We start from the raw sequence: 23,612 nt of genomic DNA, 5'->3' as shown, positions 1-23,612 counted from the left end.
CGTCGGTGGTCCCCGCTGCGGCGGCGGGCGCGTGTGCGACCGACGTCCCGCTACAGGGCGTGGGCGTCGAGCCAGGAGCGGGCCAGGTCGGCGGGGGAGGCGTTGTGGTCGCGGACGTCGCGGACCATGGCGGCGAGGTCGGCGGTGGTGAGTTCGCCCGCCACGTAGTTCAGTTTGCGGGTCTGGTCGCCGGTGAGTGCGCCCTTGCGGATGACGGGGAGGACCTGTTGGGCGCGGAAGGCGTAGTCGGGGTCCGCGATGGTGGTGAGGTCTTCCGGGGTGGGGCCGGGCAGCAACGGCGGGGGGACGGACAGGACGGCCGCCTGGACCTCGCCGTTGAGCAGGGCGTTTCGGGTCGCGATATCGTCGGGGTACGCGGTGATCTGAGTGATGTTGCAGCCGTAGGTGTTTCGCAGCGGGTCCCGCACGTCCCGCGCGGGGTCGAGGGCGGGGCGCAGCGGATCGGTGGGTGTGCCGGTGGTGATGCCCACCCGCAGCTCGGCGCAGCGGGGAGCCAGGTCCGGCAGTGTGGCGGGGAGGTTCTCGGCGGCGCGGGTGGTGAGCGTGATGCGCAGATCGGTGCCGTCGGCGGGGTCGGAGACCACGATGCCCTCGGGCAGCGCCGCGTAGACGGCCGCGAGCACCTTCGCGGGGGCGGTCGCGGTGGCGTCGGCGTGCAGGGCGCGCAGCAGATCGCCGGTGTCGTCGCCGGTCACCGCGATGGTGGCGGCGTCGAGGGCGGCGAGGTAGTCGGCGCGGGTGCCGAGGTCGGCCGCGACGGCGGTGCGGGCTCCGGTGCGGGCCAGCGCGCCCGCGTAGATCTCGGCGACCACCCGCGCCTGCGCGGAATCACCCGCACCCACCACGATGGCCGGATCGTCGTCGCGGGCACAGGACACCATGGCCGCCGCCGACACCACCACCAGTGCCATACCGAGCAGCCGACCGAAACCATTCCGCCCGAAGCGAATCGTTGCGCCGAACATGTGCGACAGTCTGCCTGGCGGGGGTGCGGGCGGTGGACAGCGGCACACTCGATTGCGCGAAACGCCCAGGAGAAGTCAGCGACAACTCGGCGAGCCAGGCAATATGGACACCCATGAGCGGTCCGGTCCTCCCATCCCGTGGCCGCTGTCGATCCGCTGGGATGTCGGAAGGACAGTTGTGAAATCCCCGATCACCACGCGTGGCCGCCGCGGACTACGCCCCGCTTTCACCGTTGCCCGGGTGATCGCCGCGGCTGTCGCGCTCGCGGCCGCCATGGCGCTCACGGCGTGCGGCGACTCCGACCCGCTCTCGAGCGGCGGCGGCAGCTGCAGCACCGACGAGAACCAGGTCACCGTCGGCTCGGCCAACTTCCCGGAATCCGAGACTGTCGCCAACATCTATGCGGAAGCATTGCGCGCCAACGGTTTCAGCGTCGACACCAAACTCAATATCGGCAGCCGCGAGGCGTACGTCCCGGCGCTGCGCAGCTGCTCGATCGGCCTGGTGCCCGATTACACCGGCAACCTGCTCCAGTACCTGGACTCGGCGGCGACCGCCACCTCCGCCGACGAGGTGAACGCCGCGCTCACCGCCGCGCTCGGCGATCAGCTCGCCATCGCCGACCCGGCTCCCGCCCAGGACTCCGACGCCGTGGTGGTCACCCGCGCCACCGCCGACCGCTGGAACCTGCGGACCATCGGCGATCTGGCCCCGCACTCGGCCGAGGTCACGTTCGCCGCGCCCGCGGAATTCCAGGAGCGGCCGGGCGGTCTGCCGGGGCTGAAGAAGAACTACGACCTCGACATCGCGCCGGGCAACTTCGTGCCGATCGCCGACGGCGGCGGTCCGGCCACCGTGCGCGCACTCGTCGAAGGGCAGGTGACGGCCGCCGACATCTTCACCACCTCACCCGCCATCGCGGAGAACGACCTCGTGGTGCTGGCCGATCCGAAGAACAACTTCGCCGCCCAGAACGTGGTGCCGCTGTTCAACGCCGCCAAGAAGAGCGACAAGCTGGTGTCCGTCCTCAACGCCGTGTCGGCGAAACTCACCACGGCGGAACTGATTTCGCTCAATACCGCGGTCTCCGGCGCGAGCAAGACCGAACCGGCCGCCGCGGCGGCGGACTGGGTGCGGGCGCAGGGGCTCGACAAGCCGATCGCATAGGGAGGGCCACGTGTCCGATATCGAGTTCCGCGGCGTCACCAAGACCTATCCGGACGGCACCACCGCCGTACACGATCTGGACCTGCGCATCGAATCCGGTTCCTTCACCGTCTTCGTCGGCCCGTCCGGCTGCGGGAAGACCACCTCGATGCGCATGATCAATCGCATGATCGCCCCCACCTCGGGGACGATCACCGTTGCCGGACAGGATATTTCGGCGATCGACCCGGTGAAGCTGCGGCTCGGTATCGGCTACGTCATCCAGAGTGCGGGTCTGCTGCCGCACCGCACCGTCCTGGACAACGTGGCCACGGTGCCGGTGCTCCAGGGGGTGCGGCGCAAGCAGGCGCGCACGGCGGCGTTGGAGGTGCTGGACCGCGTCGGCTTGGACCGCGGTCTGGCGCTACGCTATCCGTCCCAGCTGTCGGGCGGTCAGCAACAGCGCGTCGGGGTGGCGCGGGCGCTGGCCGCCGATCCGCCCATCCTGCTCATGGACGAGCCGTTCAGCGCCGTGGATCCGGTGGTGCGCGCCGAACTCCAGACCGAAATGCTGCGGCTGCAAGCCGAACTGCACAAGACCATCGTGTTCGTCACCCACGATATCGACGAAGCGGTCACCCTGGGCGAACGCATCGCGGTCTTCGGGCCGGGCGGCGTGCTCCAGCAGTACGACACCCCCGACCATGTGCTGGCCCAGCCCGCCAACGACTTCGTCGCCGAATTCGTCGGCCGCGACCGGGGTTACCGGGCGCTGTCGTTCCGCTCCGCCGACACGGTGCCGATCCTGGGCGTCGCCACCGCGACCGAGGACGAGATCAGCGGGCAGCGGCTGCTGCTCGGTGACTGGGTGCTGGTGGTGGACTCCGAACGCAAGCCGCTCGGCTGGATCGACGTCACCGGCGTGGAAGCCTTCCGCGCCGGAAATCCGCTGCGCGACTGCATGTCCGCGGGCGGCTCCCTGTTCCCGCCGAACGGCGACCTGCGGCTCGCACTGGACGCCGCGGTCTCCTCGCCGTCGGGAATCGGGGTGGCCGTGGACGATACCGGCGCGGTGCGCGGCGGCATCGACGCCGGCGACGTGCTCGAGGCACTGGCCCGCCAACGCTCCGGCGAGGACACCGACCGCAACAAGCACTACTTCCAGGAAGCACCGACCGTCGACAGGGAGGCGTGAAATGCGCACCGTGCCGACCCGCCCGGCAACCACCGTAGCGGCGTGGCCGCCCGCCACCGCGGCGAGTCGGCGGACCACCACCGTGGTGACCCGGCTGCCCGCCGCTGTGGCGACTGGGCCGCTCACCGCCGCCGCGACTCGGCCGCCCGCCGCCGTGACCCGGCTGTCCGTCGCCTCGCCGACCAGGCCGCATTCCGCCGGTGCTGCGTGGGGTTCGCCCGTAGGCGGCTCGCGTCGGGGGAGCGGCGCGCGATGAGGTACCTCATCGACAATTTCGGCGAGATCGCCGGATACACCCGCACCCATCTGGTGCTGGCGCTGGTGCCGTTGCTGCTCGGGCTGCTGATCGCCATTCCGGCGGGCGCGGTGGCGCACCGGGTTCCGTGGCTGCGCCGGATCACCGTCACCGCCGCCGGAATCGCGTACACCATTCCGTCGCTGGCGCTGTTCGTGATTCTGCCGCCGCTGCTGGGCATTTCGACCATCGACCCGCTGAACGTGATCATCGCGTTGACCATCTACTCGGTGGCATTGCTGGTGGTCGCGGTGCCCACGGCGCTGGATTCGGTGCCCGCGGCGGTGCTCGACGCCGCCGACGCCATCGGCTACGCCCGCCTGCGCCGCGTGCTCACCGTCGAATTCCCGCTGGCCTTCCCGGTTTTCGTAGCGAATCTGCGGGTGGTGGCGGTCACCAATATCTCCATGGTCACCGTGGGCGCGCTCATCGGCGTCGGCGGTCTCGGCAAACTGTTCACCCAGGGATATCAGCGCGACTATCCGGACGAGATCATCGCGGGCATCATCGTCGTGCTGGTGTTGGCACTGGTGATCGACCGCCTGCTCTACCTGCTGGGCCGGTTGGCCACGCCGTGGCTGCGCACCGGCCGCACGCCCGGCACCCGGCGGCGGCTGCGCGGCGCGATCGATCCGGCGAAGGGTCCGGCGGCCCCGACCGGCGGTGCGGCTGCTCCGAAAGGTAGTGCGGCATGAACCTTTTCGTGCAGGCCTGGGAATACCTCAGCACGGCCGGCAACTGGTCCGGGCCCGCCGGTATCGCCGCCCGGTTGCGCGAGCATCTCTGGTACAGCTTCCTGGCGGTCGCGCTGTCCGCGGCGCTGGCCGTGCCGCTGGGCATGGTCATCGGCCACACCCGGCGCGGCTCGGCGTTCATCGTCGGCTTCGCCAACGCCATGCGCGCCCTGCCCACCCTCGGTCTGCTCACCTTCCTGGTGCTGCTGATGGGGCTGGGTCTGGTTCCGCCCCTGCTGGCGCTGATCACGGTGGGCATTCCGCCGCTGCTGGCCGGGGCCTACGCGGGGGTGGCCAATGTGGACCCGCTGGTCGTGGACGCCTCCCGCGCCATGGGGATGCGCGAGTACCAGATCCTGCTGCGCGTGGAATTCCCCAATGCGCTGCCCATCCTGCTGACCGGGCTGCGCGCGGCCACCCTCCAGGTGGTCGCCACCGCCACCATCGCGGCCTACGTCAATCTGGGTGGGCTCGGTCGCTACATCTTCGACGGTATCGGCCTCTACAAATACGACCGGGTGCTGGTGGGCGCGATCCTGGTCGCCGCCCTCGCCCTGGCGCTGGACGGCCTGCTCGCACTGGCCGTGCGGGCCTCGGCGCCGGGCGTCGGCGGTATGCGTCCGCTATCGGCCCGCAAATCCAACCATTGACCCCTGCTGTGAGGTGGGTCACGATGGATTCGGCCCGAAGTAGTGCCGGATTCACTCACCCCACCCTCAGGAGGATTGTTGTGAAGGCCATGAAGGCACGCGACATCATGCACCGGGACGCCACCTGCGTCCCCGCCGACGAAACCCTGGACAGGGCCGCGCAGCTGATGCGCAATATGGACGTCGGCGCCCTGCCCATCTGCAATGACGACCGCCTCATCGGGATGCTCACCGACCGCGACATCGTGGTGCGCTGCATCGCCGAGGGCCACGACCCGAGCCGGGTGCGGGCGGGCGATCTGGCGCAGGGCACCCCGCGGTGGGTATCGGCCGACACCGATGTCTCCGAAGTGCTCGAGATGATGGAACAGGCGCAGATCAAGCGCCTCCCGGTCATCGACACCCGCAACGGCAAACGCCTGGTCGGCATGATCTGCGAATCCGATCTGGCCCGCAATGTAAGCGACGAGCAGCTCGCCCACTTCGTGGAGGCCGTCTCGGTACCGCACTGAGAACGCCCGCCGGGTGCGACGGCCCGGACGCGGATGATGCCGCGCGGGCCGTTCGCGCCGCCGGGTTCCGACCAACTCGCCGCGTCGAGACACCGGCGTCCGGCGGGTCTCTCAGGCGCGCAGTGCCGCCGCGAGCACTGGATTCAGTGCCAGGGCCGGGAGCGAGTCGACGAGCATGTCGACCAGCGTCTCGCGGGGGATGGGTTCCTCGCGCAGCCAGGTGAGGGTGGTCTCCTCCACGAAGGCGATCCAGCCGCGCACGGCCAGGCGCAGGCGGGGGCGGTCCGGATCGTCGACGGCGATCGGGGATTCGGTGAGGATGCGGTCGACGAGGGCCAGACGGGTCTGGGTGACCAGGGCGACCAGTTCGGGGCTGGCGCTGGCCGGGCCGCGCAGCAGGGCCAGATAGGAGGTGCGGTTCTCGCTGACGTAGTCGACATAGCGTTCGATCGCGTCGCGCAGCATGTCGTAGAGCGGCAGGGTGCGGTCGGGTGCGGTCTTCTCCAGGAGTTCGGCATTGGCGTACTGGACGATCGCCAGGTGGAAGTCCTGTTTGGACGGGAAATAGTGGAACAGCAGGCCCCGGGAGATGCCGGCCTGGGCCGCGATCTCGCCGATGGAGACGTCTTCGAGCGCGCGTCCGCGCAGCATCTCCACGCCCAGCGTGATGAGCTGTCGGCGGCGTTCCTCCGGGCTCAGGCGCACACGCTTGGATACGGTCTGGTCCCGGCTGCGTTCCCTACTCACCACACCGATACTACTGAACGTGAGTCAATACTGTTGACTCCTGCTCAATAAGACCTTACGCTCGCTTATATGAGTCGCAAGGTTACAGACAAAGCTGTCGGCAACCGGCCTGCCCGTCACTCCCGCATCATCATCGTGGGCAGCGGGTTTTCCGGTCTGGGCATGGCGATCCGCCTGAGCCAGCAGGGGCACAACGATTACCTCGTGCTGGAGCGCGGGCACGATGTCGGCGGCACCTGGCGCGACAACACCTACCCGGGCGCGGCCTGCGATGTGCCCTCCCAGCTGTATTCGTACTCCTTCGCGCTCAACCCGGACTGGAGCCGCTCGTTCTCCAGGCAGCCGGAGATCCAGCGCTACATCCAGGGCGTCGCCGACAAGTACGGGGTACGCGACCGCCACATCTTCGGCTGCGAGATGACCGGTGCGCAGTGGAACGACGCCGCCGCGCGCTGGGAGATCCAGACCAGCCAGGGCGCGTTCACCGCCGACATCCTGATCTCCGCCGTGGGCGCGCTGTGCGAGCCCAACCTGCCGGATATCAAGGGCATCAACGAGTTCCAGGGCGAGATCTTCCACTCCGCGCGCTGGGACCACGACGCCGACCTCACCGGCAAGCGGGTCGCCGTGATCGGCACCGGCGCCTCCGCGATCCAGATCGTGCCGAATATCGCGAAGCAGGTCGCACACCTGGACGTGTACCAGCGCACCGCGCCGTGGCTGCTGCCGCGCATGGACCGGCCCTACCTGGCCCCGGAAAAGCTGGCGTTCAAGTACATTCCGGGCGTGCAGGCGCTCTCCCGCGCCGCCATCTACGCCGCCCGCGAAACCCAGGTGGTGGGCCTGGCGAAATTCCCGCCCGCCATGCGCATCCTGGAGACCATCGCCCGCGCCAAGCTGTTCGCCGAGGTGCGCGATCCGGAACTGCGCCGCAAGGTAACCCCGAACTTCCGCATCGGCTGCAAGCGCATGCTGATCTCCAACGACTACTACCCGGCGCTCTCGCGCGACAATGTGGACGTGGTCACCGACGGCATCAAGGAGATCACCGGCAACTCCATCGTCACCAAGGACGGCACGGTGCGCGAGGTCGACGCCATCGTGGTCGCCACCGGCTTCCACGTCACCGACTCCCCGGTGTTCGAGACCATCGCCGGTCGTGACGGCCGCACCCTCGCCGAGGTCTTCGACGCCACCGGCCAGCAGGGCTACAAGGGCTCGACCATCCACAACTACCCGAATATGTTCTTCCTGCTGGGCCCGAACGTGGGCCTGGGGCACACCTCGATGGTGTACATGATCGAATCGCAGATCAACTACATCGCCGACGCGGTCGCCACCATCGACAAGCAGGGGCTGCGCACCGTGGAGGTGCGCCAGGACGTGCAGGACGCCTTCAACGCCGAATTGCAGAAGAAGCTGGTCGGCTCCGTGTGGAGCACCGGCGGCTGCGCCAGCTGGTATCTCGACAAGCACGGCAACAACACCACGCTGTGGCCTGACTTCACCTTCCGGTTCCGTAGTCTGCTCGAGAAGTTCGACGTGGCGGCGTACGACACCACGACCGCCGCCGTCGCCAAGGCATCCTGAAACCGTCCACCCCAACCGAAAGAGTGACCGTGAGCAACGACGCTTACTTCCAGGACAAGGTCTGCGTGATCACCGGCGCCGGATCCGGCATCGGTCGCGCCCTCGCCGAGGCGCTGGCCCGGCGCGGCGCGAAACTCGCGCTCTCCGATATCGATACCGAGGGCTTGGCCGAAACCGTGCGCCGCTGTGAGAAGTTCGGCGTGCAGATCAAGTCGGACCGGCTCAATGTGGCCGAGCGCGAGGCCGTGCTGCTCTACGCCGACCAGGTCAAGGAGCATTTCGGCAAGGTCAACCAGATCTACAACAATGCCGGTATCGCCCACCACGGCGACGTGATCGCGACGCAGTTCAAGGACATCGAGCGCATCATGGACGTCGACTTCTGGGGAGTCGTCAACGGCACCAAGGCTTTTCTGCCGTATCTGATCGAATCCGGCGCGGGCCACGTGGTGAACGTGTCCAGCCTCTTCGGGCTGATCGCGGTACCCGGCCAGAGTGCCTACAACGCCGCCAAGTTCGCGGTGCGCGGATTCACCGAGGCGCTGCGGCAGGAAATGCTCATGAGCGGTGACCCGGTCAAGGTGACCTGTGTGCACCCCGGCGGCATCAAGACCGCCGTGGCCCGCAACGCCACCGTCGCCGAGGGCCTGGATCAGAAGAATCTGGCCGCCCTCTTCGACAGCAAGCTGGCCATGCACACCCCCGAGATGGCCGCCGAAACCATTCTCAACGGCGTCGGCAAGGGCCACGGCCGCGTGCTGATCGGTTGGGAGGCAAAGGTTCTGGACCTGTTCGTGCGCACCACCGCCTCGTACTACCAGCGCATCGCCGCCGTCGTGCAGAAGCGCGCTCTGCCCTGAAAGTGATCATGCCCGAGATCTCGCTGCCGCTGCCCGTCGCCCGCGCGGTACTCCGTCCGCTGTTCCGTGTCATGCTCAACGCCCGACTGCCGTTCACCGTGCAGCGTCGGCTCATGGACGCCGGTGCGGCCGGGCAGCTGCTGCCGCGCGGCACCCGGGTGGAACGCATCCGCCTGGGCGAGCGGCCCGCCGAAAGGCTCACCGCTGGACCGGTTTCCGATGCCATCACGGTGCTGTACCTGCACGGCGGCGGTTACACGGTCGGTTCCCCGGTGACGCACCGCGCCCTGGCCGCGGTGCTGGCCCGGGAGATCGGCTGCCGGGTGCACGTGCCGGACTACCGGCTCGCGCCCGAACATCCGTTCCCGGCCGCGCTCGACGACGCCGAAGCCGCCTTCCTCGATCTGGTCGCCACCGGCTACCGCCCGGAACGCATTGCGGTGGCCGGTGATTCGGCTGGTGGTGGACTGTCGATGGCTTTGGCGCTGCGGTTGCGGGACCGGCACGGATTCACCCCGGCCGCGCTCGGACTGATCGCGCCGTGGACCGATCCCAACGAGATCCCGGAGCGCTCCAGCGATCTCGTGCTCACCAAGCCGTGGTCGCGTGCCTGCGCCGACGCCTACCTGGGGGACGGTGACGGGCTCGACCCCGGCTACGCGCCGCTGCTCGCCGAACTGCACGGCCTGCCGCCCACCTATGTGCAGGCCGACGTGGACGAACTGCTGCACGGTCAGTGCCTGCGGTTGGTCACGAAACTGGAATCTTCCGGTGTTACGGTCGACTTCAGCGAGAGCCGTGGGCTCTGGCACGTCTCCCAAGCGCAGGCAACTCTGGTAGAAGCCGCCGCGCAGGTGACCCGCGAGCTCGCGGTATTCCTGCGGCAGGCCCTGCGACCTGCTCAAACACGGTCCATAGGCTAGTGTCCGAGCGCTTGTGACCCCGGCCCGGCGGCCTACCGCGGAACGTGTTCCGCCGGTCCCGCCGGGCGCTGCGCCGAAGCGTGGCGTAAATTACTGGCGAGTTAACCCACTGTGGAAGGGCAGCGATGCGAGAGTTCGAAGTCCCGGCTACCTACACCATTCCGGAGAACGCGAACATGTCGGACGGCGCGTTCCGGCATGCGAAGGAGACGCCGAACCTGGTCGTCTTCAACACCCCGGATGGTAACGGCGGCTGGAACGACGTCACGGCCACCGAGTTCGCCAAGACCGTGACCGATGTCGCCAAGGGCTTCGTGGCCTCCGGCATCGAGCTCGGCGACCGCGTCGCGATCATGGCCGCCACCAGCTACGAGTGGGTGGTCCTCGACTTCGCCATCTGGGCCGCCGGCGGCTGCACCGTCGCCATCTTCGACAGCTCCTCGGCCGAGCAGTGCCGCTGGATCCTGTCCGACTCGGCCACCAAGCTGATCATCGTCCAGAACGAGCAGCATCGCGCCACCATCGGCGAGATCGAGGGCGGTCTGGGCGAGCTGAACGAGGTGCTGCAGATCGAGGGCGGCGCCGTCGCCGAGCTGATCAAGCGCGGCGCGGACCTCGACGACAGCGTGGTGCACGAGCGCCGCGCCCAGGTGAAGGCGGCCTCCCCGGCCACCCTCATCTACACCTCCGGCACCACCGGCCGCCCCAAGGGCGTCATGCTCTCGCACGCCAACCTCTACGCCGAGTCGGCCGCCGACCGCTCCGCCATGAGCGAATTCCTGCGGCCCGACCGCAAGTCGCTGCTGTTCCTGCCGCTGGCGCACGTCTTCGCCCGCGCCGTGGCGTTGGCCGCGTTCGACGCCGGTGTCACCGTGGCGCACACCGCCGACTGGTCCACGCTGGTCGAGCAGTTCGGCAAGTACAAGCCGGACTTCATCCTCTCGGTGCCGCGCGTGTTCGAGAAGGTGTTCAACGGCGCCAAGCAGAAGGCGCACGACGGCGGCAAGGGCAAGATCTTCGACGCCGCCGCCGACGTGGCCGTGCAGTACTCCGAGGCGCTGCAGAACGGCGGCCCCGGTTTCGTGCTGAAGCTCAAGCACACCGTCTTCGACAAGCTGGTGTACGGCAAGCTGCGCGAGGCCATGGGCGGCCGCTGCGCCTCCGCAGTCTCCGGCGGCGGACCCCTGGGCGCGCGCCTGGGCCACTTCTTCCGCGGCGCTGGCGTCACCATCTACGAGGGTTACGGTCTGACCGAGTCCACCGCCGCCGTCAGCGTCAACACCCCCGAGAACATCAAGGTCGGCACCGTGGGCCGTCCGCTGCCGGGGCACGGTGCGAAGGTCGCCGAGGACGGCGAGCTGCTCATCAAGGGTCCGGTCGTGTTCGCGGGCTACTGGAACAACCCGGAGGCCACCGCCGACGCGTTCGCCGACGGCTGGTTCAAGACCGGCGACCTGGGCGCCATCGACGAGCAGGGCTTCATCTCCATCGTCGGTCGCAAGAAGGAGATCATCGTCACCGCGGGCGGCAAGAACGTCTCCCCGGCGCTGCTCGAGGACTCCCTGCGCCAGCATCCGCTGATCAGCCAGGTCATGGTGGTCGGTGACGGCCAGCCGTTCGTCGGCGCGCTCATCACCATCGACCAGGAGGCGCTGCCGGGTTGGAAGGAGCGCAACGGTGTTCCGGCCGACACCGCGATGGAGCAGATCATCGAGAACCCGAAGCTGGTCGCGGAGATCAACGAGGCGGTGGCCGCCACCAACAAGCTGGTGTCGCACGCCGAGGCCATCAAGAAGATCCGCATACTGCCGGTCGACTGGACCCAGGAGGGCGGCGAGCTGACCCCGAAGATGTCGCTCAAGCGCGCGGTGGTCATGAAGCAGTACGCCACCGACGTGGACGCGATCTACAGCTGAACACCGATGAGTTTCGGCCGCGGCCGTCGTCTCCATTGCGGGGGCGGCGGCCGCTGCCGTTTGCCCGACCGATCAGCACGTGAGGAGGCATACCGTGAACCTGAATCCGTACCTGCTCTTCAACGGCAACGCCGAGGAGGCGTTCACCTTCTACCAGAGCGTCTTCGGCGGCGAACTCGACATCACCCGCTTCGGTGAGATGGGCGGGGGCGAGGAACTCTCCGACGAGGCCAAGAACCTCGTCGCCCACGTAGCCCTCCCGCTGCGCGGCACCGCCCACCTGCTCATGGCCTCCGACTGCCCACCCGGCCAGACCGTCAACACCACCAACCCGCCCTACGCCGTCTCGGTGGACCTCGACCTCCGGGAGGAAGCCGAACGCATCTTCACCGAACTCGGGGCCGGTGGCGAAATCACCATGCCCTTCGGCAAGACCGAATGGTCGGAGGGGTTCGGCATGGTGACCGACAAGTTCGGGGTGCCGTGGATGGTGGGCTTCAGCCCGGTCGAGTAGTCCCGGAATGTTGGTGATGTACTCGTCCTTGTACATGACCAACATCAGCGGAGGCATGTCATGACCGTTACTCAAATCGATCTCGACGACGACGCCTTACAGCGCGCGATGACGCTCTCCAAGGCCAGGACCAAGAAGGAAGCGGTCAACCTCGCGCTGCGGTTCTACGCCGAAAGGCAAGAGCGCGCTGCCCGCATCGCTCAGCATTTCGACCGAGCACAGCACTGGGACGTCGTAGCGGATGCCGCACGCAGGCATGCGGCGGAATAGTCTCGATGATCTGTCGGCTGGATACTTCCGGTCTGGTCCGGTTGTTGTCCGACGAGAAGTTGCAGCGGGATGGTTCGATGCCATCGACGCCGAGGCGATCGGCTCGCGCTATCCGCAGCGGGCCGATCTTCTCGTCAGCGCCCGCGATCGTGCCGGGTATGACGGAATCACAGAAATGTACTCCGACCTGTATCCGGACGTCGCCGTGCCGAAACATGCCGATCGGTAGGTCGCTGCGACGCAGTACCGGATGTCCCGCGTGGGTGAGCACCGCAGCGCATCGGCCATTGCTCTGATCATTGCGGCGACTGCGGCGCACCACGGCCTGACGGTTCTGCACGACGACAACGATTTCGCCACACTCGCGTGCCATGCACCCGAACTCGGGCAGCACAATATTCGCGACATCGCCTGACCGTGCTGATTCCCGGCTCGCCGCCGGTGTGGGCGGACCGAGAGACCGCACCGGCTGTACGAACAGTTTCGCGACGTCCCGTGATGGATGGCGGCTGAGCCGTGGTTCTGCGCGGTTCGCGTTGCGGTGGCGTGCCCCTCGTGAGAGTCTATCTCTCATTAAGAGGCTCTACCGGGGAGTGTTCATGTTGCGGGTTGTCCAGTGGGCCACGGGCGGGGTGGGCAAGGCGGCGATCGAGGCGGTACAAGCTCATCCGGAGCTGGAGCTGGTCGGCTGCTATGTCCATTCCGAGGCAAAGCGCGGTAAGGATGTCGGGGAGATTCTCGGCACGCGGCCGGTGGGTGTCACCGCCACCGGCGATGTCGAGGAAATCCTGGCGTTGCCCGCGGACGCGGTGGTGTATACCCCGCTGATCCCGAATGTCGGTGAGGTGACGCGCATGCTGCGGTCCGGCAAGAATGTGGTCACGCCGGTCGGCTGGTTCTATCCGACCGACCGTGATGCCGACCTCGAACGGGCTTGCGTCGACGGTGGTGTCACGTTGCACGGGATCGGCATCAATCCCGGTGGGACCACCGACCTGCACCCGCTGGTGCTCTCGGCGATGTCGTCGAAGGTGACGTTCGTGCGCGCCGAGGAATTCTCCGACATGCGCACCTATGACGCTCCCGACGTGCTGCGGTGGGTGATGGGCTTCGGCGGCACCCCCGAGCAGGCCCGCGAATCCCCGATGCGCGGTCTGCTGACCGGCGGATTCACCCAATCGGTGCGCATGTGCACGGACACACTCGGATTCGGTGACGCCCCGATCCGGACTTCGCACGAGATCGCCGTCGCCGCCGCGCCGATCGAGTCGCCGATGGGGATCATCGAGCCGGGTCGGGTCGCGGGGCAGCGATTCGTGTGGGATGCGATGGTCGGTGATCAGCCGGTCGTGCGAATCGCGGTCAACTGGCTGATGGGAGCGGAGCATCTGGAGCCGGGCTGGGAGTTCGGGCCGGAGGGCGAACGCTACGAGATCGAAATCAAGGGCGACCCGGACACTTTCGTGACCATTCGCGGTTGGCAGCCCGCCTCGATCGCGGAGGGGCTGAAGCGCAACCCGGGCATCGTGGCGACCGCGAACCACTGCGTCAATTCGATCCCGTACGTGTGCGCGGCCGCACCCGGCATCAAAACCAGCCTGGACCTGCCCGTGGTCGCGGGCCGCGCACATGCGGACCTGCGGGGTGCGCGTGGCTGATTCATTGCGGGATCGGCAGAAGGCACAGATCCGCGGGGACATTCAACGCGCAGCGGTGCGACTGTTCGCCGAGCGCGGTTTCGACGCGGTGACCACCGAGGAGATCGCGGCGGCCGCGGGTATCGGGCACAGCACCTACTTCCGCTATGTAACCAACAAGGAGGACCTGCTGCTGGGCATTCTGCGCCGGGCCGGTGCGGCCATCGTCGCCAATCTGCGGGCACGGCCGCACAGCGAGTCGGCCGAAGAGGCGCTGTGCCAGGCGAGTCTGCGGTGGAGCCGAGCATTCGTCGCCGAGCAGGAGTCATTGGACCACTGGCGCACCGCGATTCGGGCCGCACCACACGTCCTCGACCGCGTGGCGGTGGTCGGCCAGGTCGAGCGCGCGCAGTTGACTGAACTCGTCGGTGAGCGCATGGGTGCGCGACCCGACGCGGACATCCGACCCGGGCTGCTCGTCCACACCGTGCTCGCCGGCGCCGAGTTCGCTTTCCTGCGCTGGCTCGACAACGGCAATCCCCGCGACCCCACCTTGCATCAGCTCACCGAGCAAGCTCTGGAAGGAATCAGGTTCCAATGTTGGAAGTAGACGACCCCGCGGTGCGCAGCGCCGGAATTCTCCGAGTCTGGATGGTGGTCGCCGCATTCGTCGTGGTCGGTGCCGCGGTACCGATTGCCCTGCATATCGCGCGCTACGGCGTCAATGTCGGGCAGATCGTGCTGGTGACGTTCACCTGGATCAACGTGATGATCGCACTGTGGGAGATCTCGCTGAATCTGCGCATCTCCCTCGTCGAGCGCCAGCACCGGCGATTCGTCGCGGACTACCGCGGGCGCGAACTCGACCGTGTGATCGACTTCTTCACCGCACCCATCCGAATCCGTGAGATCGTACGACCGAGCACCTGGGCGCAGGTCTGGTCGTCGTACTCGCTGTTCGATCCCGCCTATGCCAACCGCAAGTCGTTCGGCTTCTGGGTGGACTCCGGCAACGGGTACGTGACGCTGATCCCGTCGCTGCTGTTCATCTACGCGCTCACCTTCGATATCGTGCCCGCGCGCGCATTGGGGATCATCGGCCTGGTCATCTTCTGGATGATGTTCTATGGCACGGTGCTCTACTACGTCGTCTACTTCGTCAACAAGGAATACGTTGGGCACACCGCACGCAACCTCGCGATCTTCATCGGCGGGACGAACAGCCTGTGGCTCTTCGCCCCGGCCTGGGGCATGGTCGCCAGCATCATCTTGATCAACACCGACTCCTACGGATTTCTCCGTTGATCGGTGCAACTCGGTCTACGCCTGGATGACCTCGATCCCCACCAATGCGTTCAGCGAGTCGCAGCTGGCCCAGGACTGGTTCTGCCCATAGTGTGCCGGGCCGTACTTCCAGTAGATGAACGGTATGGGCCACGCGACACAGGTGAGCTTCACCTGGTGCCAGGTCGGCAGCTCGCAGGTGGACATCCCGCCGGTGTTGAAGATGTTGTACACGTGACAGTTGGCCTGCCATACCGGCACGTCAGCCTGTGCCGTGCCGCCACCGGCGAGTACGGTGGCAGCGGCCGCACCGGCTACGACGGCGCTGGCGGCGAGTCGCTTCGCAGATAACATCCCGAACCTCCTGAATGGGTGATGCCAGACACATCGGACCGAGGTAGCTGTCGTGTTACTGAATGCCTCGGGCGCTGCTGCCGCGCACCCGGAACGTCGTCGTCCCACAGGGGCGGCCCTGGGGCCAGGGTCGTTGATCATGGAACTTCTCCTGACGATCGCGGTGCCGGCGGGATGCTGGTGGGTGTTTCGTGCGGTTCGGGGCAGACAGCGGAGAGGCGTGCTGACCAACACGCCTCCCCGCACGTATGGAGATCTGCCGCTTCCGGGGTATGACCCGACCGAGAGCAGGGCCGCCGAGAACTACGTCGAACAGATCGACAAGGACGACCGGCCTCCTGGATTCCGCCTCGGTGACAGCTGACCTCTCGCGTTGTTCGCGCGTCGCGCCACGCGGGAGCACTGCCCGCGTGTGGGATCGGTCAGCGCAGGAAGGTGGTGAGCAGGGGGATGGTCTCGGCCGGGCAGTCCTCGTGCAGGGTGTGGCCGCAGCCGGGGATGACGGTGGCCGTCGCATCGGGGAGCCGCTCGGCCAGGCGGCGGGCCTGGGAGGACGGGAGCCAGGCGTCCTGGCCGCCCCACAGCACCAGGGTCGGCGCGGTGACGTCACCCAATCCGGCGTCGGTCAGGCGGTAGTCCAGATTGCGCCACAGCGCGAGGAATCCGGCGCGGTTGGCCGGGCGGGAGAAGGGCGCGTAGCCCTCGTCGATCATCTCGTCGGTGACGAGTTCCTGGTGCGCGAAGGTGCCGCGGATGCTGTCGGCGTAGAAGGAGCGGTCGGTGAGGGTGGTGGCGAGCTCGCCGAGCAGCGGCGTTTTGAAAAGCGATGTGATGGGCGCTTTTTCGGCATCCAAGCCGGGGGAATCCAGGAGGGCCAGCCGCTCCACGCGATCCGGGTGGCGTTGCGCGAAGTACAGACTCCACGCGCCGCCCCAGGAGTGGCCGACCAGGGCGGTGCGCTCCAGGCCGACCGCGTCCAGGAAGCTCGCGATGGCCTCCGACATGGCGGGAAGGTCGTAGGCGAAGTCGTGCCGACGCAGCTCGGTGTAGCCCTGGCTGGGCAGGTCGACCGCGTACACGGTGTGCTCCCGCGCCAGCTCGGGAACCACATCGCGCCAGGAGTACCCCCACAGCGCACCGCCCGCGATCAACACGACCGGCGACCCGCTACCGGCCACCGTGTAGTGGAAGCGTGCGAGATCGGTATCGGCATACCGTGATTCGACGCGAGTGAGGTACTGCGACCGGTAGTCCGAACGCGGCCCCTCCCACGCGTACGCGACCGGCACGGCAAGGGCGAGCAGGACGGCGAGGGTAACGGCGAGGGCGACGCCGATCCGCCGCGACCAAGTTCTGAACATCATCAGGCTCTCCGATTCGAGTGGGCTGGTGCGATTCAGACGAGCGGGCCCACCCGAACGTGACGGGCGGTGAGCTGATTCACCTCCGAGCGGACCGAACGGCGGGGGTGTGGACGCGGTCCAGGAAGTCGGCGATGAGTGGGGCGATGTCGGCCAAGTGGGTTTCCAAGGCGAAGTGGCCGGTGTCGAAGAGGTGTAGTTCGGCGTCGGGGAGGTCGGTGCGGTAGGCGTGGGCGCCGGGGGCGGGGAAGAAGGGGTCGTTCGCGCCCCAGGTGATGAGGGTGGGGGGTGTGTGGGTGCGGAGCCAGGACTGCCATTCGGGGTAGCGGGCCACGTTGGTGTGGTAGTCGAAGGCCAGGGCGAGTTGGGCTTCCTTGCGGCCGGGGAGGTCGAGGTAGTGCTGGTCCAGGGTCCAGCTGTCGGGGGAGAGCAGGGTGGGGTCGGGGACACCGTGTTCGTACTGGCCTCGGGTGCCTTCCGGGGTGAGCAGTTGGCGGATGGTGGCCTCCGCGCCGTCCTGGTCGGGGCGCAGGGCGATGAAATCCCTTGCGCCGTGGGAGAGTCCGGCCTCGTAGGCGTTGCCGTTCTGCACCACGAGGGCGGAGATCCATTCGGGGTGGCGGGTGGCGAGGCGGAAGCCCACGGGTGCGCCGAAATCGAAGACGTACATGGCGAAGCGGGTCAGGCCGAGACCCTCGACGAAACCCTCGGTGATATCGGCCAGACGGTCGAAGGTGTAGTCGAAATCGGCTGGGGCGACGGTGTTCCCGAAACCGGGGTAGTCGGGGGCGATGAGGCGGTAGCGGTCGCCGAGTAGGTCGATGAGGCGACGGAACTGGTGCGAGCCGGAGGGGAAGCCGTGCAGGAGCAGCAGGACGGGCGCGTCGGCGCGGGTGGGGACCGATTCGCGGTAGTGGACCTCGACGTCGTCGACGGTGCGAGTGCGGTACTGGGCCAGGGGGAGGGCGCTCACGTTATTCACATGCTTTCTCTCGGTGATGATGCATTAGTTTCTAGCCCATGGCTTTCTAATGTGTCAACAGCTTGAGTTAGCATTAGGGAGTGATGGAGCTCGAACCGCTGATCGGCGAACCACTGGCCCTGGACCTGGTGAACACCCGGCCGGTCGGCGGTGACCTGCTGGAAACCCCGGAGCAGCTGGGAAACTGGTTGCGGCTGGAGGGCGACCGGCTGCCGGAAACGGTGAACGCGCATCCCGGACCCGCCGAACTGGCGGCGGTGCGGGCCGTCCGTGAGCACACCGCCGCCGTACTCGACGCCCTGCTGCGCGAACGCCGTCCCCCGGCGGCGGCGCTGCGCGGACTGTACGAAGCGCAATCCGCCGCACCCGCCGTCCGTCGGCTGGACTGGAACGGTGCGACCCTCACCGCCGCCCCGCGCCGCACCGGCGACCCGACCGCCCACCTGGCCGCGACCTTGGCCGACGCCGCCGTGGATCTTCTCACCGACCCCGCCCTCACACGGGTGAAGCGTTGCGCCGCAGACGATTGCGTCATGCTCTTCCTGCCCGCCCACCCGCGCCGCCAGTGGTGTTCCCCCGACCGCTGCGGCAACCGGGCCCGCGTGGCCCGCTACTACCAGCGACACAAAGGCGACGCGCACTGACCGGTCCCGGCACGCATCGTGGATGCCGACGGGGAGTTGGTCGCGCGGGCCAGCCAGCGGCTGTATGTGCGGCGAGCGCGGGAGAACGGCGCACCCGCATCGCCCTGACCTGTCCCGTATCGCCGCGGCGCAGGGTGTGCTCGCACGTGCCGGGTCCCGGCCACCCTCTACCCGACGTCACCGGAATGTCATAACTCGCCGCAGCTCAGCGGCTCGCACCGGCAGTAGGGTCGATTGGGTGGCCGAACGGGAACTGCGGATAGCGAGCGGCGTCGTGGCGGCCGGGGCGATCCTCGGCGTGGCCGAACTGCTCGCCGCGATCGTCGCCGTGCAGAGCGCGCCCCTGGCCGCCGTCGGGGCCGGGGTGGTCGACCACACCCCGGACGCGGTGCGCGAGTGGGCGATCGACACCTTCGGCACCAGCGACAAATTCGTGCTGAACCTCATCATGGGCGCGGTCGCGGTGACCGTGGCCGCCGGTGCGGGCCTGCTGGAACGGGCGCGCCGACCGCTCGGATCGATTCTGTTCGGTGCCTTCGGCGTGCTGGCAACCGCTGCCGCCCTGGACCGTCCCCAAGCGGCTTGGACTTGGGCGCTCCCCACGGTCATCGGCGTACTCGCCGGAATCACGCTGCTGCGCAGGCTGATCCGCCGAGTCGAAGACCTTTCCGCGGAGACGAGTGTCGCCGAGTCGGGTCGCGCGCCGGGCATCGGCGGCACAACCTCAGGCTCGTCCGGATGCCTGTTGCCGGGTGATCCGGGATCAGGCGGCATCACGGAGCCGAGCGTCGGGTCCGGTCGCGCGAGCGCCCGCCCCGGCTCGTCCGACGGCCCGAAGTCCGGTGAGCGTGCGGTCGCAGGCGACGCCTTCGGGGTGGGCGGTCCCGCTTCCGCTACGGCGGCAGCGGCCGCCCGGGTGGATCGTCGGCGGGTGGTGCGCGGGATCGCGGTCGCGGGTGCGGCGGCGGTGGCGACCGGGGTGGTCGGGCGGTGGCTGGGGGCGCGGGCGCGGGATGTGTCGGGGGAGCGGGCGGCGGTGACGCTGCCGCCGCCGAGCGGGCCGGTGACGGTGCTCGAGGGGGAGGCGGATCTGCGGCTGCCGGGGTTGACGCCGTATGTCACGTCCAACGCCGACTTCTACCGGATCGACACCGCGCTGATCCTGCCGCAGGTGAGCAAGGACGACTGGTCGCTGCGCATTCACGGCATGGTGGATCGGGAAATCCGGCTCGGCTACGCCGATCTCGCGACCCGGCCCGCGATCGAACGGCTGGTGACCCTCGCCTGCGTCTCCAACCCCATCGGCGGCGACCTCATCGGCAATGCCAGCTGGCTGGGGTACCGCCTGGACGATCTGCTCGCCGAGGCCGGGCCGCATCCGGACGCCGATATGGTGCTCTCCCGCAGCGCCGACGGCTGGACCGCGGGCAGCCCGCTGTCGGTGCTCACCGACGGCCGCGACGCCATGCTCGCCGTCGGCATGAACGGCGAACCGCTGCCGGTCGCGCACGGCTATCCGGCCCGGCTGGTGGTCCCGGGCCTGTACGGCTACGTCTCCGCCACCAAATGGGTCACCGAACTGGAGGTCACCAGATTCGATCGCGCCCAGGCGTATTGGACCCGGCGCGGCTGGTCGGCGCGCGGTCCGATCAAGACCGGCACCCGCATCGACACCCCGCGCTCCCGCTCCCGCCTGAGCCCGGGGCGGGTGGTCGTCGCGGGTGTCGCCTGGGCACAGCATCGCGGCATCCGCGCCGTGGAGGTGCGCATCGACGACGGTGACTGGCAGCCCGCCCGGTTGGCCGCCGAACCGTCGGTGGACACCTGGCGGCAGTGGGTCTTCGAGTGGGACGCCACGCCCGGCGAGCACACCGTCACCGCCCGCGCCACCGACGGCACCGGCGCGGTGCAGACCGCTGAACGCCGGGACGTGGTGCCCGACGGCGCGACCGGGCATCCCACGGTCACCGTCCGGGTCGGATAGCCGAATTCAGACCGGCAATCGGACATACGGCACGCCGTACCGAACTACCGGTCTTCCCGCGGTGGTGTGGGCTTAGTATCTCTTCCGGCCGTCGACGCCCACCCGAGGAGCGTGCATGACCGGTGTACTGGATTGGGCTCGGCCGGAGAACCTCCAGCCCGAGCCCATCACCCTCGATATCTGGAAGAAGCTGCCGCGCGAGTTCTGCCGACTCGTCGAGGTGGTCAACGGTGATGCCGTGCGGGCCGACAAACCCACCCTCGCGCAGCGCAATGCGGCGCGGCGACTGTCGTCCATGCTGGAGACCGCGGCCGAGAAGCATATGAACCGCTACAACGACGGTTGGCTGTTCGTGGCGACCGACCTCGATGTGCTGCTGTGGGATCTGCCGCGCGTCACCGTGCGTCGCCCGGACGTGGCGCTGTTCTGCGGTGAGCCCTCCGATTTCGGCCCCATGCCCGCCGCCCGCATCAAGATCGCGGTGGAGGTGGTGTCCCCGGCCACCGAACGCGTGGACACCGCCGACAAGACCGCCGAATACGCGCTGGCGGGCATCCCCTGGTACTGGCTGGTGCGGATGGACGGCGAGCGGGTGGCGTCCATCGACATCCATGTGCTGGTGCTGCGCCAGTACCGGCTGCACAAGCGGCTCCAGGCCGATGTCGAGTCGACGCTGGTGGAGATGCCGATCGAGATCCGGGTGGACTGGCACCGCCTCACCGGTCTGCTGCTCTGACCGCGCGCGCCGGTTCGGATTTCGGCTGGTCCGCGCCGGGGCGGCCGACGAACAGCGCGGCGGCCACCACACCGATCAGCAGCACGCAGGCGGGCAGGTACATGGACTGGCTCAACGCGGTGCTGAGCTTGTCCAGCACCTCCGGCGGCATCGCTCCCATGCCCGGCGCGCCCTCACCGATCGGACTGTCCGACGGCAGCCCCTGCGCCGCGATGCGCGCCGAGAGCAGCGCGGCCACGGCGGCCGACCCCAGCACCGAACCCACCTGACGCGTGGTGTTGTAGACGCCGGCTCCCGCTCCGGCCTGCTGCACCGGCAGATTGTGGGTGGCCGTGGTGGCCAGCGGCGCCCAGATGCACGCGTTGGCGATACCGGCGATGCCACCGATCACCAGGAACACCGGAATCGGCGTATCCGGCGTCATGAAGATCGCGAACCCGAAGGTGGTGGTCGCGAACAGGGCGAAACCGACGGTCGGGAGGAGGCGCGGCGGCGTCCGATCCGACAGCTTGCCGATGATCGGCGCGCACACACCGGTGATGATGGCCATGGGGGCCAGCACCAGCGCCGAACGCGTCGGCGACAGGTCCCGCACCTGTTGCAGGTAGAAGTAGAACGGCACGAAGATCGCGGTCACCGACGCGCCCATGGCCGCGATGCCCAGATTGGACAGCGCGAAATTGCGATCCCGGAACAGGCTCAGCGGCACCAGCGGTTCCCCGGTATTGCGAGCCTGATTGATCACGAACAACCCGAGCACCACCAGTCCGGCGATGATCAGCGCCCAGATGACGGCGTCCCAATCCCGGCTGTTGCCCTCCTGAATGCCGAAGACCAGCAGGAACATACCGACCGCGCTGAGCACCACACCCACCAGATCGAACTTGTGCGAATGGGTGTCCAGGGCGGGCACCAGCCAGACGGCCAGACCGAAGGCGATGACGCCGACCGGAACATTGATGTAGAAGATCCACTCCCAGCCGTGCGAATCCACCAGGAAGCCACCCAGAATCGGGCCGACCAGCGTGGCCAGACCGGCGACGCCGCCCCACAGTCCCATGGCCGCGCCGCGCTTGTCCGGCGGGAAGGTGCGGGTGATGACCGCCATGGTCTGCGGGGTCATCAGGGCCGCGCCGAGACCCTGCACCGCGCGCGCCGCGATCAGCATCTCGATGGTGCCGGACATGGCGCACCACAGCGAGGAGGCGGTGAAGACGGCCAAGCCGAGCAGGTAGATGTTCTTGGGACCGAAGCGATCTCCGAGTCGTCCGGTGACCAGCAGCGGGACCGCGTAGGTGAGCAGGTAGGCGCTGGTCACCCAGATGACGCTGTTGATGTCGGCGTGCAGGTCGGTCATGATCGCCGGATTGGCCACCGCCACGATGGTCATATCCAGCAGGATCATGAAGAACCCGACGACCAGCGCGTACAGCGCCAGCCACGGATTGCGTTGAGCGGGCATGGGTTTCGTTCCTCGTCCGAGTGGTGGGGATGGGCGGTTCATGGGGTCGGGGAGGTGTCACCGCCTTTCCGCACCTCGTCGAAGATGTCTTCGGAGATCGAGGCGGCCCAGTCGTGCCCGAGCCGCTCGTCGGGGTCGGGCAGGCGCTCGCCGGTCTCCGGATCGAATGCCTCCCAAGTGAGTTCGCCGCTCTCCAGTTCGGCGACGAAATCGCGCAGCCAGCCGACCTCGGTGGCCCGCTGGGCGCGCAGGTAGTCCAGGACCATCCAGTAGCGGCGGGGCACACTCCTGTGGCGTACCCAGTCGCGCAGGGCGTCGAGTTCGGCGATGTCACCGTCCAGCCGGGCGATGCGTTCACGCAGCGCCGCGAGCACCTGCTCGCGGGGCAGATTGTGGGATTCGGCCAGCGCCACCGGGAAGATCGGGTATTCGCGCAGCGGCTGGCGGAGCAGTTCGGTGACCTGGCCGCGCAGGGCGGCGCGGCCCGCGTCGGTAATCCGGTAGATGGTGCGCTCCGGGCGGTTTCCGGCGCGGTCGGTGCCCTCGGCGGCCGCGAAATCGTGCTGGGTGAGGCGGTCCACGGTGTGATACAGCGAGCCGGGGCGGATCTTGATCAGGTGATCCTCGCGCCGGGTCCTGAGCAGTTGATACATCTCGTACGGATGCATCGGCCGCTCCTCCAGCAGGGCGAGCACCGCGATCGCCATCGGCGTCAGCGCCGCACCTGCCGCCTTCTTCGCCACCGTCAGATTCCTCCCAGCGGATGTCCCGAACCAAATATTCCATGCGGAATATACGGCGCGGAAACGTGGGGCGACAAGGCGGTGTG

26 protein-coding genes are annotated in these 23,612 nt (G+C 68.2%); 19 read left to right on the top strand and 7 right to left on the bottom strand.

Translation table 11 applies throughout. The features are described 5' to 3' along the window. Positions 1-50 precede the first annotated feature (50 nt). Positions 51-986: a glycine betaine ABC transporter substrate-binding protein gene (locus ON31_RS23430; protein WP_051037652.1), complete on the bottom strand. Its 936-nt coding sequence runs from the start codon at positions 984-986 to the stop codon at positions 51-53. A gap of 274 nt (positions 987-1,260) precedes the next feature. On the opposite strand from ON31_RS23430, the gene ON31_RS23425 reads away from it, so the two are divergent. From ON31_RS23425 to ON31_RS23405, 5 genes are all read left to right on the top strand, one after another. After that, a complete protein-coding gene (locus tag ON31_RS23425; protein WP_051037659.1) occupies positions 1,261-2,154 on the top strand; it encodes an ABC transporter substrate-binding protein in 894 nt (297 codons plus the stop codon). A gap of 10 nt (positions 2,155-2,164) precedes the next feature. Continuing rightward, positions 2,165-3,328, top strand: coding sequence for an ABC transporter ATP-binding protein (locus ON31_RS23420; protein ID WP_039816867.1), 1,164 nt, complete (start codon positions 2,165-2,167; stop codon positions 3,326-3,328). Between the two features lie 252 nt (positions 3,329-3,580). After that, a complete protein-coding gene (locus ON31_RS23415; RefSeq protein ID WP_051037651.1) occupies positions 3,581-4,318 on the top strand; it encodes an ABC transporter permease in 738 nt (245 codons plus the stop codon). Then, positions 4,315-5,007, top strand: coding sequence for an ABC transporter permease (locus tag ON31_RS23410; protein ID WP_029931490.1), 693 nt, complete (start codon positions 4,315-4,317; stop codon positions 5,005-5,007). The genes ON31_RS23415 and ON31_RS23410 overlap by 4 nt, the downstream gene beginning before the upstream one ends. An 89-nt stretch (positions 5,008-5,096) precedes the next feature. Further along, positions 5,097-5,519 carry a CBS domain-containing protein gene (locus ON31_RS23405; protein ID WP_039816903.1) on the top strand — a complete coding sequence of 141 codons (423 nt, stop codon included), beginning with the start codon at positions 5,097-5,099 and terminating at the stop codon, positions 5,517-5,519. Positions 5,520-5,630: 111 nt separating this feature from the next. Here the strand turns inward: ON31_RS23405 and ON31_RS23400 are convergent, their stop codons facing one another. After that, on the bottom strand, positions 5,631-6,266 hold the full coding sequence (locus ON31_RS23400) for a TetR/AcrR family transcriptional regulator (RefSeq protein WP_051037658.1): 636 nt from the start codon (positions 6,264-6,266) through the stop codon (positions 5,631-5,633). 69 nt (positions 6,267-6,335) lie between these two features. Here ON31_RS23400 and ON31_RS23395 point away from each other — a divergent pair, with 69 nt between their 5' ends. The 10 genes from ON31_RS23395 (at position 6,336) to ON31_RS23350 (ending at position 15,281) form a co-directional block, all read left to right on the top strand. Continuing rightward, the gene (locus ON31_RS23395) at positions 6,336-7,856 is read left to right on the top strand and encodes a flavin-containing monooxygenase (RefSeq protein ID WP_039816864.1); all 1,521 of its coding nucleotides are present in this window, start codon (positions 6,336-6,338) and stop codon (positions 7,854-7,856) included. A 29-nt stretch (positions 7,857-7,885) separates the two neighbouring features. Continuing rightward, positions 7,886-8,716 carry an SDR family NAD(P)-dependent oxidoreductase gene (locus ON31_RS23390; protein ID WP_029931494.1) on the top strand — a complete coding sequence of 277 codons (831 nt, stop codon included), beginning with the start codon at positions 7,886-7,888 and terminating at the stop codon, positions 8,714-8,716. Positions 8,717-8,724: 8 nt separating this feature from the next. Continuing rightward, positions 8,725-9,639 carry an alpha/beta hydrolase gene (locus ON31_RS23385; RefSeq protein ID WP_039816901.1) on the top strand — a complete coding sequence of 305 codons (915 nt, stop codon included), beginning with the start codon at positions 8,725-8,727 and terminating at the stop codon, positions 9,637-9,639. 125 nt (positions 9,640-9,764) lie between these two features. Beyond that, positions 9,765-11,555 (top strand): AMP-dependent synthetase/ligase, encoded by a 1,791-nt coding sequence (locus ON31_RS23380; RefSeq protein WP_039816863.1) that lies wholly within the window; start codon positions 9,765-9,767, stop codon positions 11,553-11,555. Between the two features lie 94 nt (positions 11,556-11,649). Further along, a complete protein-coding gene (locus ON31_RS23375) occupies positions 11,650-12,069 on the top strand; it encodes a VOC family protein (RefSeq protein ID WP_039816861.1) in 420 nt (139 codons plus the stop codon). A 60-nt stretch (positions 12,070-12,129) separates the two neighbouring features. Beyond that, on the top strand, positions 12,130-12,339 hold the full coding sequence (locus ON31_RS23370) for a type II toxin-antitoxin system VapB family antitoxin (RefSeq protein ID WP_039816859.1): 210 nt from the start codon (positions 12,130-12,132) through the stop codon (positions 12,337-12,339). Between the two features lie 259 nt (positions 12,340-12,598). Beyond that, a complete protein-coding gene (locus ON31_RS37615; RefSeq protein ID WP_218007377.1) occupies positions 12,599-12,754 on the top strand; it encodes a hypothetical protein in 156 nt (51 codons plus the stop codon). A gap of 184 nt (positions 12,755-12,938) precedes the next feature. Then, entirely contained in the window at positions 12,939-13,997 is a 1,059-nt protein-coding gene (locus ON31_RS23360) for an NAD(P)H-dependent amine dehydrogenase family protein (protein ID WP_039816900.1), read from the top strand. Next, entirely contained in the window at positions 13,990-14,586 is a 597-nt protein-coding gene (locus ON31_RS23355) for a TetR family transcriptional regulator (RefSeq protein ID WP_255222227.1), read from the top strand. Before ON31_RS23360 ends, ON31_RS23355 begins: the two co-directional genes overlap by 8 nt. Then, complete coding sequence (locus tag ON31_RS23350) at positions 14,574-15,281, top strand: hypothetical protein (RefSeq protein ID WP_147286993.1); 708 nt, start codon at positions 14,574-14,576, stop codon at positions 15,279-15,281. Before ON31_RS23355 ends, ON31_RS23350 begins: the two co-directional genes overlap by 13 nt. A gap of 15 nt (positions 15,282-15,296) precedes the next feature. Here the strand turns inward: ON31_RS23350 and ON31_RS23345 are convergent, their stop codons facing one another. Continuing rightward, positions 15,297-15,614 carry a hypothetical protein gene (locus ON31_RS23345; protein ID WP_039816853.1) on the bottom strand — a complete coding sequence of 106 codons (318 nt, stop codon included), beginning with the start codon at positions 15,612-15,614 and terminating at the stop codon, positions 15,297-15,299. 139 nt (positions 15,615-15,753) lie between these two features. Here ON31_RS23345 and ON31_RS36910 point away from each other — a divergent pair, with 139 nt between their 5' ends. Further along, positions 15,754-15,978 (top strand): hypothetical protein, encoded by a 225-nt coding sequence (locus ON31_RS36910; RefSeq protein WP_147286992.1) that lies wholly within the window; start codon positions 15,754-15,756, stop codon positions 15,976-15,978. A 58-nt stretch (positions 15,979-16,036) separates the two neighbouring features. Here ON31_RS36910 and ON31_RS23340 read toward each other — a convergent pair whose 3' ends face one another. Together ON31_RS23340 and ON31_RS23335 are read right to left on the bottom strand one after the other, a co-directional pair. After that, complete coding sequence (locus tag ON31_RS23340) at positions 16,037-16,978, bottom strand: alpha/beta fold hydrolase (protein WP_039816852.1); 942 nt, start codon at positions 16,976-16,978, stop codon at positions 16,037-16,039. A gap of 76 nt (positions 16,979-17,054) precedes the next feature. Then, positions 17,055-17,948 (bottom strand): alpha/beta fold hydrolase, encoded by an 894-nt coding sequence (locus tag ON31_RS23335; RefSeq protein ID WP_255222226.1) that lies wholly within the window; start codon positions 17,946-17,948, stop codon positions 17,055-17,057. A gap of 92 nt (positions 17,949-18,040) precedes the next feature. On the opposite strand from ON31_RS23335, the gene ON31_RS23330 reads away from it, so the two are divergent. The 3 genes from ON31_RS23330 (at position 18,041) to ON31_RS34845 (ending at position 21,321) form a co-directional block, all read left to right on the top strand. After that, entirely contained in the window at positions 18,041-18,601 is a 561-nt protein-coding gene (locus tag ON31_RS23330) for a CGNR zinc finger domain-containing protein (RefSeq protein ID WP_039816848.1), read from the top strand. Between the two features lie 238 nt (positions 18,602-18,839). Beyond that, entirely contained in the window at positions 18,840-20,585 is a 1,746-nt protein-coding gene (locus tag ON31_RS23325; RefSeq protein ID WP_051037649.1) for a sulfite oxidase, read from the top strand. A gap of 115 nt (positions 20,586-20,700) precedes the next feature. Next, a complete protein-coding gene (locus ON31_RS34845; protein ID WP_051037648.1) occupies positions 20,701-21,321 on the top strand; it encodes a Uma2 family endonuclease in 621 nt (206 codons plus the stop codon). On the opposite strand, the gene ON31_RS23315 is transcribed toward ON31_RS34845, so the two are convergent. Then, positions 21,302-22,783: a DHA2 family efflux MFS transporter permease subunit gene (locus ON31_RS23315; RefSeq protein WP_051037647.1), complete on the bottom strand. Its 1,482-nt coding sequence runs from the start codon at positions 22,781-22,783 to the stop codon at positions 21,302-21,304. The genes ON31_RS34845 and ON31_RS23315 overlap by 20 nt on opposite strands. Before the next feature lie 38 nt (positions 22,784-22,821). Beyond that, positions 22,822-23,526 carry a PadR family transcriptional regulator gene (locus tag ON31_RS23310; protein ID WP_255222225.1) on the bottom strand — a complete coding sequence of 235 codons (705 nt, stop codon included), beginning with the start codon at positions 23,524-23,526 and terminating at the stop codon, positions 22,822-22,824. Positions 23,527-23,612: the final 86 nt, after the last annotated feature.

It is taken from the genome of Nocardia otitidiscaviarum NBRC 14405, assembly GCF_000308635.1.
Taxonomy (GTDB): Bacteria; Actinomycetota; Actinomycetes; order Mycobacteriales; family Mycobacteriaceae; genus Nocardia; species Nocardia otitidiscaviarum.
Note: the sequence above shows the minus strand (reverse complement) of the source record. Positions and strands in the feature narration are given on the sequence as shown.